The 15,157-nt window shown below is 73.8% G+C and carries 15 protein-coding genes; 5 read left to right on the forward strand and 10 right to left on the reverse strand.

What is annotated here, in order from left to right:
• Window positions 1-134: 134 nt before the first annotated feature.
• The 4 genes from ABLM29_RS07435 (at window position 135) to ABLM29_RS07450 (ending at window position 3,491) form a co-directional block, all read left to right on the forward strand.
• Window positions 135-1,034, forward strand: a complete 900-nt coding sequence (locus ABLM29_RS07435) for an LLM class F420-dependent oxidoreductase (RefSeq protein ID WP_349713406.1) — start codon at window positions 135-137, stop codon at window positions 1,032-1,034.
• Window positions 1,035-1,078: 44 nt separating this feature from the next.
• The gene (locus tag ABLM29_RS07440) at window positions 1,079-1,594 is read left to right on the forward strand and encodes a gamma carbonic anhydrase family protein (protein ID WP_349713407.1); all 516 of its coding nucleotides are present in this window, start codon (window positions 1,079-1,081) and stop codon (window positions 1,592-1,594) included.
• Window positions 1,595-1,742: 148 nt separating this feature from the next.
• Window positions 1,743-3,131: a pyridine nucleotide-disulfide oxidoreductase gene (locus ABLM29_RS07445; RefSeq protein WP_349713409.1), complete on the forward strand. Its 1,389-nt coding sequence runs from the start codon at window positions 1,743-1,745 to the stop codon at window positions 3,129-3,131.
• A gap of 42 nt (window positions 3,132-3,173) precedes the next feature.
• Window positions 3,174-3,491 (forward strand): putative quinol monooxygenase, encoded by a 318-nt coding sequence (locus ABLM29_RS07450; protein ID WP_349713410.1) that lies wholly within the window; start codon window positions 3,174-3,176, stop codon window positions 3,489-3,491.
• A 76-nt stretch (window positions 3,492-3,567) separates the two neighbouring features.
• Here the strand turns inward: ABLM29_RS07450 and ABLM29_RS07455 are convergent, their stop codons facing one another.
• The 3 genes from ABLM29_RS07455 to ABLM29_RS07465 form a co-directional block, all read right to left on the reverse strand.
• Entirely contained in the window at window positions 3,568-4,350 is a 783-nt protein-coding gene (locus ABLM29_RS07455) for an SDR family NAD(P)-dependent oxidoreductase (protein WP_349713412.1), read from the reverse strand.
• 73 nt (window positions 4,351-4,423) lie between these two features.
• On the reverse strand, window positions 4,424-4,927 hold the full coding sequence (locus ABLM29_RS07460; protein WP_349713414.1) for a TspO/MBR family protein: 504 nt from the start codon (window positions 4,925-4,927) through the stop codon (window positions 4,424-4,426).
• 46 nt (window positions 4,928-4,973) lie between these two features.
• Window positions 4,974-5,453 (reverse strand): MarR family winged helix-turn-helix transcriptional regulator, encoded by a 480-nt coding sequence (locus tag ABLM29_RS07465; RefSeq protein ID WP_349713416.1) that lies wholly within the window; start codon window positions 5,451-5,453, stop codon window positions 4,974-4,976.
• 60 nt (window positions 5,454-5,513) lie between these two features.
• Between ABLM29_RS07465 and ABLM29_RS07470 the strand changes: the two genes are divergently transcribed.
• Window positions 5,514-6,998: an MFS transporter gene (locus ABLM29_RS07470; RefSeq protein WP_349713417.1), complete on the forward strand. Its 1,485-nt coding sequence runs from the start codon at window positions 5,514-5,516 to the stop codon at window positions 6,996-6,998.
• Between the two features lie 249 nt (window positions 6,999-7,247).
• On the opposite strand, the gene ABLM29_RS07475 is transcribed toward ABLM29_RS07470, so the two are convergent.
• Genes ABLM29_RS07475 through ABLM29_RS07505 form a run of 7 tightly spaced genes read right to left on the reverse strand, consistent with a single transcriptional unit; the run spans window position 7,248 to window position 15,136 of the window.
• Window positions 7,248-8,036 (reverse strand): ABC transporter ATP-binding protein, encoded by a 789-nt coding sequence (locus ABLM29_RS07475; protein WP_349713419.1) that lies wholly within the window; start codon window positions 8,034-8,036, stop codon window positions 7,248-7,250.
• On the reverse strand, window positions 8,033-8,881 hold the full coding sequence (locus ABLM29_RS07480; protein WP_349713421.1) for an ATP-binding cassette domain-containing protein: 849 nt from the start codon (window positions 8,879-8,881) through the stop codon (window positions 8,033-8,035). The genes ABLM29_RS07475 and ABLM29_RS07480 overlap by 4 nt, the downstream gene beginning before the upstream one ends.
• Window positions 8,878-9,786 (reverse strand): ABC transporter permease, encoded by a 909-nt coding sequence (locus tag ABLM29_RS07485; RefSeq protein ID WP_349713423.1) that lies wholly within the window; start codon window positions 9,784-9,786, stop codon window positions 8,878-8,880. The genes ABLM29_RS07480 and ABLM29_RS07485 overlap by 4 nt, the downstream gene beginning before the upstream one ends.
• Window positions 9,783-10,799 (reverse strand): ABC transporter permease, encoded by a 1,017-nt coding sequence (locus tag ABLM29_RS07490; RefSeq protein ID WP_349713424.1) that lies wholly within the window; start codon window positions 10,797-10,799, stop codon window positions 9,783-9,785. The genes ABLM29_RS07485 and ABLM29_RS07490 overlap by 4 nt, the downstream gene beginning before the upstream one ends.
• A 4-nt stretch (window positions 10,800-10,803) precedes the next feature.
• Window positions 10,804-12,387, reverse strand: coding sequence for an ABC transporter substrate-binding protein (locus ABLM29_RS07495; RefSeq protein ID WP_349713425.1), 1,584 nt, complete (start codon window positions 12,385-12,387; stop codon window positions 10,804-10,806).
• 27 nt (window positions 12,388-12,414) lie between these two features.
• A complete protein-coding gene (locus ABLM29_RS07500; RefSeq protein ID WP_349713427.1) occupies window positions 12,415-14,034 on the reverse strand; it encodes a hydantoinase/oxoprolinase N-terminal domain-containing protein in 1,620 nt (539 codons plus the stop codon).
• Window positions 14,027-15,136 carry an S-methyl thiohydantoin desulfurase family protein gene (locus ABLM29_RS07505; protein ID WP_349713428.1) on the reverse strand — a complete coding sequence of 370 codons (1,110 nt, stop codon included), beginning with the start codon at window positions 15,134-15,136 and terminating at the stop codon, window positions 14,027-14,029. Before ABLM29_RS07505 ends, ABLM29_RS07500 begins: the two co-directional genes overlap by 8 nt.
• Window positions 15,137-15,157: the final 21 nt, after the last annotated feature.

The following is a 15,157-nucleotide window of genomic DNA, read 5'->3' on the forward strand; positions in this document are numbered from 1 at the left end:
CTAAAACTGAAATCGTTTCTGGTTTTGAAGTTACCACGGTCACACGTGGATCCGTCAACGAACTCCCCCGAAGTCGCCTCCCGACCACCGGGAGAGGGCCTCCACCCAGCGCCCGCGCCGGGTACGAAGGACGCATGAGGATCGGGATCGTCAGCCCCGTCACCACCCGGATCCCGGGCGTGGCCAACGCCTGGGAGGCGTCCGCCGGCATCGCCGACCTGGCCCGGATCGCCGCGCGGGCCGACCGGCTCGGCTTCGACCACCTGACGTGCAGCGAGCACGTCGCCGTGCCGACCGCCGTCGCAGAGACCCGCGGCGCGACGTACTGGGACCCGCTGGCCACGTTCGGCTACCTCGCCGCGCACACGACCCGGATCCGGCTCGCCACCCAGGTGCTGGTGCTCGGCTACCACCACCCGCTCGCGATCGCGAAGCGCTACGGCACCCTCGACGCGATCAGCGGCGGCCGGCTCGTGCTCGGCGTCGGCGTCGGGTCGCTGCGCGAGGAGTTCGACCTGCTGGGGGCCGCGTGGGACGGCCGGGGCGGGCGCGCCGACGACGCCATGCGGGCGCTGCGGGCGGCGCTCGGGCAGCGGACCCCGTCGTACGACGGCCCGCACTACGCCTTCGACGACCTGGTCGTCGAGCCGCACGCCGTACAGCCGTCGGTGCCGCTGTGGGTCGGCGGCCAGGGCGCGCGCTCGCTGCGTCGCGCGATCGAGCTGGGCGACGGCTGGGTGCCGTTCGGCCGGCTGGCCGACCTGGCCGCGCTGCTCGCCGACGAGGACCTGCCCGACGGGTTCGAGGTGGTGCTCGGCGCCGGCCGGCCGCTCGATCCGACCGGCGAGCCCGGCGCCACCCAGGAGCGCCTCGGCCGCGTGGCCGAGGCCGGCGCGACGGTCGTCAGCGTCACCGTGCGGGCCGCCTCGCCGGAGCACTACTGCGAGCAGCTCGCGGCGCTCGCCGGCCTGGCCGGGCTGGACCGGTCCACCGGCGCGGCCGGCCTCGCGGGGGCGGCGCCCTCGGCGCGGTGACCCCGGTCACCCGGAACGGGGCTCGGCGGCCGTAGGGTCGGCCCATGCTGCTCGCGCTCGGAGACCGCCGCCCCGCCATCGACCCGGCCGCCTGGATCGCCCCCAATGCGACCGTCGCCGGCGACGTCACGATCGCCGCCGAGGCCTCGCTCTGGTACGGCGTCGTGGCCCGCGCCGACATGGAGTCGATCGAGATCGGCGCCCGCAGCAACCTCCAGGACGGCTGCATGATGCACGCCGACCCGGGCTTCCCGCTGCGCGTCGGCGCCGGCGTCTCGGTCGGCCACGGCGCGATCCTGCACGGCGCGACCATCGAGGACGACGTGCTGATCGGGATGGGCGCGATCGTGATGAACGGCGCCGTGATCGGCGCCGGCAGCGTGGTCGGCGCCGGCGCGTGCGTCGCCGAGGGCACCGTGGTGCCGCCGCGCTCGCTGGTGGTCGGCGTGCCGGCCAAGGTGGTCAAGGAGACCAGCGACGAGCACGTGGCCGGCATCCGGCTCAACGCCGACGCCTACGTCGACCTCGCCGTGCAGCACCGGGGCGCCACGCCGGCCTGACGCCGCCCCGGGGGCGGGTCGTGTGCCTGAGACCCGCCCATGAGTCGTTCTCAGGCACACGACCCCTCCCCGGCGCGGTCACACCGGGCCGGACCGGGCGCCGCGGATCCCGTGGACGCCCGCCCGTGCGCGTGCTTGTCTGGTCGGCGTGAACGGGATCGTCGAGGCCGACTACCTCGTCGTCGGCGCGGGCGCCGCCGGGATGGCGTTCGTCGACGGCGTCCTCGCGCACGGCGACCGGGACGTCCGGGTCGCCCTCGTCGACCGCCGGCACGCCCCCGGCGGGCACTGGCTGGCGGCGTACCCGTTCGTCCGGCTGCACCAGGCCTCCGCCTTCTACGGCGTCGCATCCACCCTCCTCGGCGGCGGCCGGATCCAGCAGCACGGGCCGGAGAAGGGGCTCCACGAGCGCGCCGACCAGCCGACCATCTGCGCCTACTACGCCGACCTGCTGGACGGCTGGCGCGCCTCGGGCGAGGTCGAGTTCTTCGGCGGCAGCGAGTACCTGGGGGACCGCACGTTCCGGTCCCGGCTGACGGGGCGGGTGACCGGCGTTCCGGAGCACTGCCGCGTCGTCGACGCCACCTACCTGGCGCCCGACATCCCGTCCGAGGCGCCGAGCAGGTTCGCGTCCGCGGAGGGCGCCCGGGTGGTGCCGGTCAACGCCCTGGCCGGCGTCGAGGACGCGCCCAGCCAGTACGTGGTCGTCGGCTCGGGCAAGACCGCGACGGACGCCTGCGTGTGGCTGCTCGGCAACGGCGTCGACCCCGACGCGATCTGCTGGGTCCGCCCCCGCGACCCCTGGATGCTCAACCGCGCGGTGGTCCAGCCCGACCCGGCCGTCTTCCTCTCCATGGCCGCCACCACGATGGAGCGCGCCGGCGGGGCCGCCTCGGTCTCCGAGTTCTTCCTCAGCCTCGAGGGCGACGGCGTCCTCCACCGCATCGACCGCTCCGTCGACCCCACGATGGCGCGGGTGCCGACGCTGGCGGCGTGGGAGCTCGACCTGCTCCGCAGCATCGAGAACGTGGCCCGCCTCGGCCACATCACCACCGTGCACCGCGGCCGGCTCGAGCTCGAGGGCGGTTCGGTCGCGCTCGCCGACAACGCGCTGGTCGTCGACTGCGCCGCCGAGGGGCTGCGGATGCCGCCGATGGTCCCGATCTGGCAACCCGACGTGGTCACGCCCCAGCTGGTCCGCGCCGGGTTCCCGTGCTTCGGCGCGGCGCTGTGCGGGTACGTCGAGGCGACCCGCCCCGCGGGCCCCGACGGCGACGCGGAGAAGAATCGGGTGTGCCGGCCGTCGCCGTACGCGAGCAGCCGCGAGGAGTGGATCCGCGCCAACGTGATCGGCACCCGCAACGCGGCCGCGTTCGGCGCCGAGCCGGACATCGCCGAGTGGGCGGCCCGGGTCCCGCTCAACCCGGCCCGGATCGCGCCCGGCACCGAGCACACGCCCGCGCTCGACGACGCCCTGGAGCGGCTGGCGCGCTTCACCCCGACCGGGCTGGCCCGGCTCGCCGAGCTGATCGCCTGAAGCCACTCGCCTCCCGGGCGGCGCGCTGGCAGAGTCGGGCCCATGATCCTGATCTGCGTGAAGTGGAAGGTGAAGCCCGAGCACGCCGAGGCGTGGCCGGAGATCACCCGCGAGTTCACCGAGGCCACCCGGGCCGAGCCGGGCAACCGGTTCTTCGAGTGGTCGCGCAGCATCGACGACCCGACCGAGTACGTCCTGATCGAGGGGTTCGACGACGACGCGGCCGTCCCGCACGTCACCTCGGACCACTTCAAGAAGGCGACCGCGGAGCTGCCGCAGTACGTCGCGGAGACCCCGCTGATCCGCAACCTGCAGGGGCAGCCGGAGGAGTGGGACGAGCTCGCGGAGTTCAAGGCCTGACCGGCCCCCCACGGGCGCCTCGGTTTCGAGGCTCGGCGCCGGGGCGCCTCGCACCTCAACCAGCGGCGGTACGCCGTCAGGCGTGCGTGCCGCCGTCCACCCGCACCTCGGTGCCGGTCACGAACGCGGCGTCCGCGCTGGCCAGCATCGCCACCACCGACGCCACCGTCTCCGGCCCCGCGAACCCGCCGCCGATCGCCGGCAACAGCTTGCCGAACAGCCCGTAGTCGGCGTCGTCGGGCAGCCCGGGGCCGATGCTCTGGCCGCTGCGGCCGCTGCCGTCGGTCATCCCGGAGGAGATCGAGCCGGGCTGCACCGCGTTGAACCGGACGCCCCGGCCCGCGTACTCCACCGCCAGCGCGTGCGTCATCGCCTGCACGCCGCCCTTGCTGGCCGAGTACGCGGCCATGTACGGGTGCCCGAACGCGGCCGAGGTGGAGCTGAAGTTCACCACCGCCGGACCGTCGCCCTCGAGCAGCGCGGGGATCGCCTCGCGGACCACCAGGAACGTGCCGACCAGGTTGACCCGCAGCACCCGCTCGAAGTCGGCCAGCGACGTCTCGTGGGTGTGCGAGGAGCGCAGGATCCCCGCGGCGTTGACCAGCGCGTCCAGACCGCCGAGCGTCGCGACCGCCGACGCGACCCCGGTCACCACCGACGACTCGTCGGCCACGTCCAGCACCAGCGTCGTCAGCCGCTCGGTGTCGCCCGCCAGCTCCGCGGTGTGCGCCAGCCCGTCGCCGCTGACGTCGGCGGCCACGACGACGCCGCCCTCGGCCAGCAGGCGCAGCACCGTCGCCTGCCCGATCCCCGACCCGGCTCCGGTGACCAGCACCCGCCTGCCGTCGTACCGCTGCATCGTTGCCCCCTCGCTCGCGACCACGGCCATCCTGGACGTCATTGTGGCCGCGAGCCCGCCGGGGCGCAGCCGGTCAGTTGAGGACGACGATGCCGGCGTTGAGCGCGGTCGCGAAGCTGACCCAGGCCAGGTACGGCACCATCAGCCACCCGGCCACCCGGTCACGGCGCCAGAAGAGCACCAGCGTGACCGCCAGCGCGCACCAGAGGACGACGATCTCGGCCAGCGCCACGGCGTACCGGTCCGCGGAGAAGAAGAGCGGCGTCCACGCCAGGTTCAGCAGGAGCTGTACGCCGTAGGCGAGCTGCGCGCGGTCGAGGCCGGCGACCCGCCAGGTCCGCCACGCGGCAACGGCCATCAGCACGTACAGCACCGTCCAGGCGGGACCGAAGAGCCACGACGGCGGCGCGTAGGGCGGCAGGTCGAGCGCCGCGTAGGTGTCCTGCGCCGAGGACGCGGCGAGCCCGCCGAGCGCCGCGACGACCGCGACCGCGACGAGGTGGCCGAGCAGCACCAGCGCGCTGGCGCCCGACCCGGCCCGATGGGAGGTGTGACGGCTCTCGGCGTGCGTGGTCATGCCGTCCAGCCTTCCCCGACTCGGGGGCTCACAACCCCGACCGGTGTCAGGGGCGGGGCCAGGGGCGGCCGTCGCGCTCCTCGATGGAGGCGTTGAAGCGGCGCAGCAGGTCGGCGAGCTCCGCCACGTCGTCGGCCGGCCAGCCGCTCAGCACCTCGCTGAGGCCGGCCAGCTTCACCCGCCGGTCGTGGTCGAAGTGCTCGACCCCCAGCTCGGTCACCTCGAACTTCCGCGCCATCCCGCCATCCGGGTCGGGGATCCGGCGCAGGAGCCCGAGCTTCACCATCCGCGCGGTCTGCCGGTTGAGCGTGGAGGCATCCAGCCCGAACGCCTCGGAGAGCTGGCCGATCGACATCGGGCCCTCGAGCCGGAGCCGGCTCAGCAGCGTGTAGGCGGACTTGTCGAGGTGCAGGCCGTGGCCGCCGCCCATGGGTGAGAGGTGCCGGCCCAGGACCATGGCCTCGAACTCGATACCCCCGACGTCGCCGACGCGGGCGTCGCGCGTCGTTGCGTCCGTGCCGTTCATGGCCGGAACTGTAGCAACCACAAGTCGTGCATCGTGCAATCAATGTGTACGATGCACATCGTGACCCAGACCCTCCCCTCGAACGCAGAGCACACCGCTCCGAGCGTGTCCCCCGGGCGGATCGTCCTGGTGCTGGCGTTCGCTGGCATCACGGCCGCGATCACCCAGACGCTCGTGATCCCGATCGTCGGCGACCTCCCGCGCCTGCTCGACACCAGCGCCTCGAACGCGTCCTGGGTCGTCACCGCGACCCTGTTGACCGCCGCCGTCGCCACGCCCGTCAGCGGCCGGCTCGGCGACCTCTACGGGAAGCGCCGGATGATGCTCGTCTGCGCGCTGGTCCTGGTCGCCGGATCGGTGGTCGCCGCGACCGCCGGCGGCGTCACCGGGATGATCGTCGGCCGCGGCATGCAGGGCGTCGGCATGGGCCTGATCCCGCTCGGCATCAGCGCGATGCGCGACCTGATCCCCGCAGAGAGGCTGGGCACCTCGATCGCGCTGATGAGCGCCTCGATGGGCGTCGGCGGCGCGCTCGGCCTGCCGCTGGCGGCCACCATCGCCGAGCACGCCGACTGGCAGGCGCTGTTCTGGGTCGCCACCGCGATGGCCGCCATCGTCGCCGCCCTCATCTTCTTCCTGATCCCGGCCACGCCGGTCACCACCACGGGGCGCTTCGACCCGGTCGGCGCGATCGGCCTCGGCGCCGGTCTCGTCCTGCTGCTGCTCGGCGTCTCGAAGGGCGCCGACTGGGGCTGGACCAGCGGCGCGACGCTCGGCTGCCTGATCTCGGCCGTCGTCGTGCTCCTCGCCTGGGGCGCCTTCGAGCTGCGCATCGCCGACCCGCTGGTCGACCTGCGGGTGACGGCTCGCCCGGTCGTGCTGCTCACCAACGCGGCGTCGCTGGTGATCGGCTTCTCGATGTACGCCGCCGCCCTGATCGTCCCGCAGCTGATGCAGCTGCCCGCCGAGACCGGCTTCGGCCTCGGCCAGAGCATGGTCGAGATGGGCCTGTGGATGCTGCCCGGCGGCTTCATGATGATGTTCGTCGCCCCCTTCGGCGCGAGGATCTCCCACGCCCGCGGCCCCCGGGTCACCCTCGCGCTCGGCGCCACGGTGATCGCCATCGGCTACGCCAGCAGCGTCGCGCTGATGGGCACCGCCGGGGGCCTGCTGATCGCGGTCTGCGTGATCAACGGCGGCGTCGGCCTCGCCTACGGCGCCATGCCCGCCCTGATCATGGGCAGCGTGCCGCTCTCGGAGACGGCCTCGGCCAACAGCTTCAACACCCTGATGCGCTCGCTCGGCACCACCTTCGCCGGCGCCGTCGTGGGCGTCGTGCTCTCCCAGATGACGATGGAGCTGGGCCCCTACACGTTGCCGAGCGAGGCCGGCTTCCGCACCGGCCTGTGGATCGGCGCCGGCGTCGCGGTCGTCGCCGCGCTGATCGCGATCAGCATCCCCGCCTCCGCCAGCAGGAAGGCCGAGGAGAGCATCGAGCACGACCTCGACGAGGTCGAGGAGGTCGAGGCCCCCGGGCCGCACTGAGCGCGAACAGGGGCTCCGGGCAGGCCGAACAGGGGCTCAGGGCAGGCCGAACAGGGGCTCCGGGCGCGCCGAACCGGGGCTCCGGGCGCGCCGAACGGGGGCTCCGGGCGTACCCAACCGGGGCTCAGGGCAGCGTCCGACCAGGCCGGCGGCTCGCGCTGCCCCAAGCCCCGGCTCGCGCTGCCCCAAGCCCCGGCTCGCGCCGCCCCAAGCCCCGGCTCGCGCCGCCCCAAGTGCCTGTTCGCGCTGTCAGGGCAGCGGCTGCACCTCGGGGATGCCCCCGCCCAGCTCCGGCACCGCGGCGCGCAGCCGCCGCGTGTACGGGTGCTCGGGGCGGGTCAGCAGGTCGCGGGTGCGGCCCCGCTCGACGACGCGGCCGTCGTACATCACCAGGGACCGCTCGCAGAGCCGGTCCACCACCGCGAGGTCGTGGGTGATCAGCACCAGGGCCAGGCCGCGCTCGGCCCGGAGCCGGTCGAGCAGCTCGATGATCCGGGCCTGCACGGTCACGTCGAGGGCGCTGGTCGGCTCGTCGAGCACCAGCAGCCGGGGCTCGACGGCCAGCGCGCGGGCGATGCCGACCCGCTGCCGCTGACCGCCGGAGAGCTCGTGCGGGCGGCGCTGCGCGAGGCCCGGGTGGGACCGCGGGTCGAGGCCGACGTCGGCGAGCAGCTCGCGGACCCGGGCATCGCGGGCGGCGCGGCCACCGCGCAGCCCCTCGGCGATCGAGTCGCCGATGGTCATCCGCGGGTCCAGCGTCTCCACGCCGTCCTGGAAGACGGGCTGCACGCTGCGGCGGTACTCGCCCCGCTCGGCGCGGGACAGGCGGCCGAGCGGGGTGCCCGAGAAGCTCACCGTGCCGCCGCTGGGCGGGAGCAGGCCGAGGAGGGCGCGGGCCAGGGTGGACTTGCCCGAGCCGCTCTCCCCGACGATGCCGAGGGTGTCGCCGTCGCCGAGGGCGAGGTCGACGTCGTGCACGACCGTGGTCCGGCCGTAGGCCAGGGAGAGGCCGTCGGCCACCAGCCAGGGCTCGCTCATCGCGCCGCCTCCTCTTCCACGGGTCGCTCAGGCTCCGGATCGGCCGGGCGGATCACCGGCACCGCGTCGATCAGCTCACGCGTGTACGGCGACTCCGACTCGTGCAGCACGTGCTCGACGTCGCCCTCGTCGACGACCTCGCCGTCCTTCATCACCACGATCCGGTCCGCCACGGTGGAGACCAGCGCCAGGTCGTGGGAGACGAGTACGACGGCCAGCCCACGCTCCTCGCGCAGCCGCTGCAGCACGCCGATCACCTCGGCCTGGACGGTCACGTCGAGCGCGCTGGTCGGCTCGTCGGCGGCGATCACGGCGACCTCCAGCGCGACCGCGACGGCGATCGCGAACCGCTGCGCCTGGCCGCCGGAGACCTCGCTGGGGTAGCGGCGCAGGATCTCCTCGGGCAGCCGGACGCTGGCCAGGGCGCCGGCGATCCGCTCGCGCGCCTCGGCGCCGCGGACGCCGTGCCGCTTGAGCACGCGGCGGATCAGCGTGCCGAGCCGCATCGTCGGGTTGAGGGAGCCCTGCGGGCTCTGCATCACCAGCGCCACGCGGGAGCCGCGGATGTCGCGCAGCTCGCGCTCGTCGGCGAACAGCACGTCGCGGCCGTCGACGGTGACGCTGCCGGTGGTCACCGCCGGGGTGCCCGAGAGCAGCCCCAGCATGGCGCGCAGCAGCGTGGACTTGCCGGAGCCGGACTCACCGACGACGGCGACGCACTCGCCGGGTCGGACCTCGAGGCGCGGCATCGAGGAGACCTGGCGGCCGCCGTACCAGACGGTGAGGTCGCGGACCTCGACCAGCTCGGGGACCGACAGGTCGGGCAGCGGGGTGGTCGGCGTCATCGGTTGCCCCTCCTCGGGTCGAGCGCGTCGCGCAGCCCCTCGCCGAGCACGTTGAAGCAGAACGCGGTCACCAGGATCGCCAGGCCGGGGAAGGCGGCGACCCACCAGGCGGTGGAGAAGAGCGACTGGCCCTGCTGGACCATCAGGCCCCACTCGGCGGTCGGGTCCTGGGCGCCGAGGCCCAGGTAGGAGAGCGAGGCGGCGGTCAGGATCACGCCACCGGCGTCCAGCGAGAGCTGCACCAGCACCGGCGTCAGGGAGTTCGGCAGCACGTGCCGGGCCACGATCCGCCCGCGGGAGACCCCGAGGCAGCGGGCGGCGTCGACGTAGGCGCGGCCCCGGATCGTGGAGGCCATGGACGCCGACAGGCGGGTGTACCAGGGCCACCAGGTGGCCGCGATCGCGATGATCGCGGTGGTCACGCTGGGGCCGAGGATCAGCGCCAGCGCGGTGGAGAGCAGCAGCGCCGGGAAGGCGAGGAAGACGTCGGTGACGCGCATGATCACGTCGCGCAGCCAGCCGCCGGCGTACCCGGCGACGACGCCGAGGAAGACCCCGACCACCGCGGCGATCGCGAGCACCGCGGCGGCGATGGTGAGCGAGGTGCGGGCGCCGAAGAGGACCCGGCTGAGCACGTCGCGGCCGACCCGGTCGGTGCCGAACCAGTGCTCGGCGCTCGGGCCCTGGAGGGCCTCCAGCGAGTGGGTGGCGCTGCGCGCGTCGTCCGGGTACGGCGCCAGCCAGGGCGCGAGCACGGCGGCGGCGACGATCAGCAGCAGGACCACGGCGCCGACGGCGGCGAGGCGGTCGGCCCCGACGACGGCGACGACCCGGCGGGTCCAGCGGCCGCGGTAGGCCGGCTGCTCGACGTCGTGGGCGGGGTCGAGTGGGGGATGGACGCTCATGCGGCACGCACCCGGGGGTCGAGGGCGGTCTGGACGAGGTCGACGACCAGGTTGAGGAACACGTAGACCAGCGCGATCACCAGGGTGACGCCGGCGATCGCCGGGGCGTCGACGGAGCGGATCGCGTTCGCGGTGTAGGAGCCCAGCCCCGGCCAGTTGAAGATCGCCTCCACCAGGAAGCTGTTGACCAGGGAGTAGGCGAAGACCAGCGCGACCAGCGACAGCACCGGGCCGATCGCCGGGCGCAGCGAGAACCGGACCAGGACGGCGAGGCGGCCGAAGCCCATCGCCCGCTCCATCTCGGCGTGGTCCTGGTTGGACTCCTCCAGCAGCGCGGCCCGGGTCATCTGGGCCACGGCGCCGATCGGGTACGCCGCCAGCACGACCGCCGGGAGCACCAGGTGGTGCAGCGTGCTGACCAGGATCGGCCAGTTGCCGGTGATCAGCGCGTCCAGCGCGGTCAGGTTGGTGTAGACGGTCAGCGGGCTCGTCTGGTCCAGGGCCCGGTCGTACTCGCCCGCGGCGGGGAACCAGCCCAGCCGGGTGGCGAAGGTCAGCTGGATCGCCAGCGCCAGCAGGAAGACCGGCGCGGAGACCATCAGCATCGAGGAGAGCCGGACCGTGGTGTCGACCGGGCCGCGGCGGTAGCGGGCGGCGAGCACCCCGAGCGGGATGCCGACCACGACGGCGAGCAGCATCGCGGCGAGCACCAGCTCCAGGGACGCGGGCAGCGCCCGGCCGAGGTCGGAGGTGACCGCCTGCTGGGTGGTCAGGCTCTCGCCCAGGTCGCCCTGGGCGAGGGCCTGCAGGTAGTGCCAGAGCTGGACGGGGAGCGGCTGGTCCAGCCCCAGCCGCTCCCGGGCCTCGTCCAGCTGGGCCTGGCTGGCCCGCGCACCCTCCGCGGCGATCGCGGCGTCCCCGGGGACCTGACGTGCGATCAGGAAGGAGACGACGACCACGCCCAGGACCACGAGGACGGCCTGGCCGAGGCGGCGCAGAAGGTGGCGGGCCATCGGATCAGCCGGCGTTCGTCAGGTCGTGCACGAAGACGACGTTGGGGTAGGCCGGGTTGTCCACGTAGCCCTCGACCGAGTCGGCGAACGCGCGCTGGTAGTTCTGCACGAACAGCGGCTCGATCACGGCCTGCTCGGTGATCAGCTCGTCCTGCAGGTCGGCGTAGACCTGCGCGGCCTGCTCGGGGTCGGTGGCGGTGAGCACCGGCAGGCTGTCGATCTGCTCGTCGACCTGGGCGTCCTTCAGGTAGGTGAGGTTGAAGAACGGCTCGTCGGAGGAGCGGAAGATGTTCGCGAACCAGGAGTAGGCGTCGGCGTAGTCCGGGTACCAGTACATGACGAAGATGTCCTGGCGGTCGCCGGAGGTGGCCTGCTTCCACTGCGCGTTCCACTGCATCGGCTTCGCGTTGAGCTTGCCGCCGACCTCGGCCAGCGCCGAGCCGAGCAGCGTCACGAAGACCTGCTGGTCGTCGTCGCCCTGGGCGTAGGTGAGGCTGAGCTCGAGCGGGTTGCCCTCGTCGTACCCGGCCTCGGCGAGGAGGTCGCGGGCCGCGTCGACGTCGGCCTCGGAGACGTAGCCGGAGCCGGCGCCGAGCAGGCCCGCCGGCACGACGCCGTCGGCCTCGACCACGGCGCCGTCGAGCGCGGCGGTCAGGCCGGGGACGTCGGTGAGCAGCCGGACGGCCTGGCGCACCTTGACGTCGGCCAGCGGCCCGTCGGCGGTGTTGAACAGGGCGAGCAGGTTCTGGAACGACGGGGTCTCGGTGGTCTGGATCCCGTCGGTGGAGCCGGCCTGCTCGAACAGCTGCGGGCTGAGGCGCTCGACGTAGTCGACGTCGCCGGCCTGGAGCAGCTGCCAGGAGGTGGTCACCTCGGGGCTGACGCGGAACTCGACGGCCTCGTACTGGTCGTCCTCCCAGCCGCCCCAGTAGTCCTCGGCGGCCTCGAGCCGGAGCTCGTTCTCGGTGCCGGGGGCCCAGCTGTCGACGGTGTAGGGGCCGGTGCCCGCGTCGTTGCCCTCGTTGAACCACTCGCCGAGGTCGCCCTCGCCGGCCGCGTCCACGTCGTAGATGTAGGCGGCGTAGGCCGAGGAGGCGACCAGGTCCAGCGGCGTCGCGTAGTCGAGCGTGAAGACCAGCGTCCGCGCGTCGGTCGCCTCGATCTTCTTCACCGCGTCCCAGATGTACGCCGGCCCGCCGGCGAGCTCCATGGTGCGCTCGATGGCCTGCTTGGCGGCCTCGGCGTCCAGCGCCCGGCCGGTGTGGAAGGTGACGTCGTCGCGCAGCGTGAAGGTCCAGGTCAGGCCGTCCTCGCTGGTGGACCACTCGGTGGCCAGGCGGGGCTCGACCTCCTCGGTCTCCGCGTTGTAGAACGTCAGCGACTCGTAGAGGTTCTCCATCGCGATGATCTCGTTGGAGTACGACACGGCCGGGTCCCACTCGGTGACCACGTTGAGGTTGAAGGCGTAGACGAAGGTGCTGTCGGCACCCGCGCCACCCCCACCGCCGCCGCGGACCTCACCACCGCCGCAGGCGGTGACCAGGCTGAGCGACGTCAACGCGGCGGTGACGGCAAGGACTCTCTTCACGGTTGCTCCATTCTCGTTGGGCATGCTTCACACCCGACCCAGGGGGCCGGCAGCCTTGACGTGCACCCGGATCGCAGGTTCAGGGAGGTAGGACAGCGGGACCTCGGTCAGCTCGACGACGTCGACCTGGCTGGGCTCCGCGCCGGCCTGGATGGCGCGCTGGCAGGCGATCCGCTTGGCCTCCTCCAGCGCCTCGGCGCGGGCGGGGCCGGCGGGGACGATGGTCTCCCAGCGGCCGCTGGCCATCGCGATCGCGGCGCCGACGGCGTTGGCGACCTGGCCGTAGCGCGGGCGCAGCACGGTGCTCACGCCGGGCACGTCGTCGGGGACCAGGAACGACCCGCCGCCGACCGCGACCAGCGGCTGCGAGCTGCGGCCCAGGCTGACCTGGTCCACGGCCTCGGCGACCGACTCGTCGGTCTGGGCCAGCGCGTCCGACAGCAGCTTCCGTACGCCGTCGGCGCGGGACGCGTCGGTCCCCTCGATGCTCACGCGGCCCTCGACCAGGGCGGCGTCGGTGAGCGTGGCCACCTCGCCGCCGAACGAGAGGCCCTCGGTGCCCAGCGCGTAGCCGACCGAGTCCGGGCCGACGGTGACGTCGCCGGCCTCGCCGCGCACGCGGGTGCCGCCGCCGATGGCCAGGCCCAGGATGTCGGGCATCCGGAAGTTGGTGCGCACCCCGCCGATGTCGACGGCGAGCGCGGACTCCCGCGGGAAGCCGCCGACCAGGACGCCGAGGTCGCTGGACGTGCCGCCGACGTCGACCACGATCGCGTCGCTGACGCCGGAGAGGAACGCGGCGCCGCGCAGCGAGTTCGCGGGGCCCGAGCCGATGGTCAGCACCGGGTAGCGCGCGGCGTAGTCGGGCGCCATCAGGGTGCCGTCGTTCTGCGCGAAGTAGCTGGTGACCTCGAGCCCGTGGCCCTCCAGCACGGCGGCCAGGGCCTCGGTGACGCCCCGCGCGACGCCGTACAGGGCCGCGTTGAGGACGGCGGCGTTCTCGCGCTCGACGAGGCCGAGGCTGCCGATCTCGTGGCTGAGGGAGACCGGGACGTCGGCGCCGAGCCGGTCGGCGACCATCGTGGCCACCTCGAGCTCCTGCTCGCGGAAGGCGGGGCTGAAGACGCCGGTGACGGCGACCGCCTCGGCGCGGCCCTCGACCGAGTCGAGGAAGGCGGCGATGGCGTCGGTGTCCAGCGGGGCGATCGGGTAGCCGTCCACCAGGTGGCCGCCGCCGACGATGACCGAGTCCAGCAGCACGGCCTCGCGCAGGTCCGCGGGCCACGCCAGGAGCGGCGGCACGGCGGTGGTGGCCGGGGCGCCGAGGCGGACCACGGCGACCCGGCCGAGCGCGCGGCGCTCCAGGATCGCGTTGGTGGCGTGGGTGGTGCCGAGCATCACCCGGCCGACGCGGTCGCGCCGCGGGCCGAGCTCCTCGAGGACGGCGGCGACGGCGTTGCCGAGGCCGGTGGTCACGTCCGCGGTGGTCGCCTGCTTGGTCCAGGCGAGCACGGTGTTGGTCTCGTCGAGGACGACGGCGTCGGTGTGGGTGCCGCCGACGTCGATGCCGATCCGCAGGTCCCGCCCGTCCAGGCCCGCGGTGCCCACCGGGCTCGCGGGGTTGGGGGTCGCGTCGAGGTCAGGCACGGGGGGCTCCGATCGTGGTGCTGCCGATCTCCTCGACCGGGACGAAGTCGAGGTCGTAGCCGAAGGCGCGGGGGCCCGCGATCTCCAGGCCGCGGGGGGTGCGCCACAGCGGGTCGCAGGCCCAGGCCAGCACGCTGACCCGCTGGCCGTAGCGCAGTGACTCGGTGGAGATCGCCTGGGCGCTGGCGGTGTCGACGAGGGTGATCAGGTCCGGCACGCTGGCCAGCACCTCGCCCTCGTCGAGGACGACCAGGTTCTCGTTCTGGATCTCGACGCGGACCAGGCGGCCGCGGTCGGCGCCGGTGCCCTCGATGACGACCGAGCCGCGCACGAAGCCGCCGCCGGTGCGGCGCTCGATGTCGATGATCTTGCCGCTGACCAGCGAGCGCGCGTCGAGCGTCTCGACCAGCGCGGCCAGCGGGTCGCCGGCGCCGACGGTGGCCGAGCCGAGGGCGACGGCCTGGCTGACGGTGGCGTCGATGACGGCGCCGCGGCACTCGGCCGCGGTCAGCACGTAGTCGGCCATCAGCGAGTGCGCGCCGCTGGCGACGGCCGCGGCGCGGGCCAGCCGCTCGGACCACTCGCCGTCGACCGGGCGGATCACGCTGACGTTGCCGATCACGTCGGCGAGCACGATGAAGTTCACGGGCAGGCCGGCCACGTTCATGGAGACCATCTGCACCTCGGGGAAGGCGCGGCCCATGCCGTCGCAGTCGACCAGCGGCACGCCGAGCTGGGAGGCCCAGGCGACCGGGTGGACGCCGTTGGAGCCGCCGATCTCCGAGGACATCACCGCGTCGATGGGACGGCCCATGATCCGCTGGATCTCGGCGGCGAGGGCCACCACGTCCTGCTCGCTGGGGAGCATCTCGAGGGAGACGGTCGGGGCGCCGACGCCGGAGAGCGGCACCACGACGGCGTCGTCGGCGAGCTCGTCGAGCGTCACGACGGGCACGGGGCCGGACTTCTCGATCGCGCTGCGCGAGGTCAGGAGCCCGGTGTCGACGCTCCCGCCACCGCCGGTGCCGAGGATGGCGCACCCGCGGGCCAGGGCGTCGAGGTTGTCCGCGTTGATCTCGCGAACACGGGGATATGCGTGCATGTCAGCCATGCTCAGGGGCAT

Origin of the sequence: Nocardioides sp. YIM 152588 (genome assembly GCF_040191335.1) — a bacterium.
Taxonomy (GTDB): Bacteria; Actinomycetota; Actinomycetes; order Propionibacteriales; family Nocardioidaceae; genus Nocardioides.

Coding starts and splice junctions, on each gene's coding strand:
- ABLM29_RS07480 (WP_349713421.1), bottom strand. CDS start 8,881: ATGACGCCGACCACCCCGCTGCCCGACCTGTCGGTCCCCGAGCTGGTC.
- ABLM29_RS07485 (WP_349713423.1), bottom strand. CDS start 9,786: ATGAGCGTCCATCCCCCACTCGACCCCGCCCACGACGTCGAGCAGCCG.
- ABLM29_RS07450 (WP_349713410.1), top strand. CDS start 3,174: ATGATCCTGATCTGCGTGAAGTGGAAGGTGAAGCCCGAGCACGCCGAG.
- ABLM29_RS07490 (WP_349713424.1), bottom strand. CDS start 10,799: ATGGCCCGCCACCTTCTGCGCCGCCTCGGCCAGGCCGTCCTCGTGGTC.
- ABLM29_RS07440 (WP_349713407.1), top strand. CDS start 1,079: ATGCTGCTCGCGCTCGGAGACCGCCGCCCCGCCATCGACCCGGCCGCC.
- ABLM29_RS07460 (WP_349713414.1), bottom strand. CDS start 4,927: ATGACCACGCACGCCGAGAGCCGTCACACCTCCCATCGGGCCGGGTCG.
- ABLM29_RS07435 (WP_349713406.1), top strand. CDS start 135: ATGAGGATCGGGATCGTCAGCCCCGTCACCACCCGGATCCCGGGCGTG.
- ABLM29_RS07505 (WP_349713428.1), bottom strand. CDS start 15,136: ATGCACGCATATCCCCGTGTTCGCGAGATCAACGCGGACAACCTCGAC.
- ABLM29_RS07475 (WP_349713419.1), bottom strand. CDS start 8,036: ATGAGCGAGCCCTGGCTGGTGGCCGACGGCCTCTCCCTGGCCTACGGC.
- ABLM29_RS07465 (WP_349713416.1), bottom strand. CDS start 5,453: ATGAACGGCACGGACGCAACGACGCGCGACGCCCGCGTCGGCGACGTC.
- ABLM29_RS07455 (WP_349713412.1), bottom strand. CDS start 4,350: ATGCAGCGGTACGACGGCAGGCGGGTGCTGGTCACCGGAGCCGGGTCG.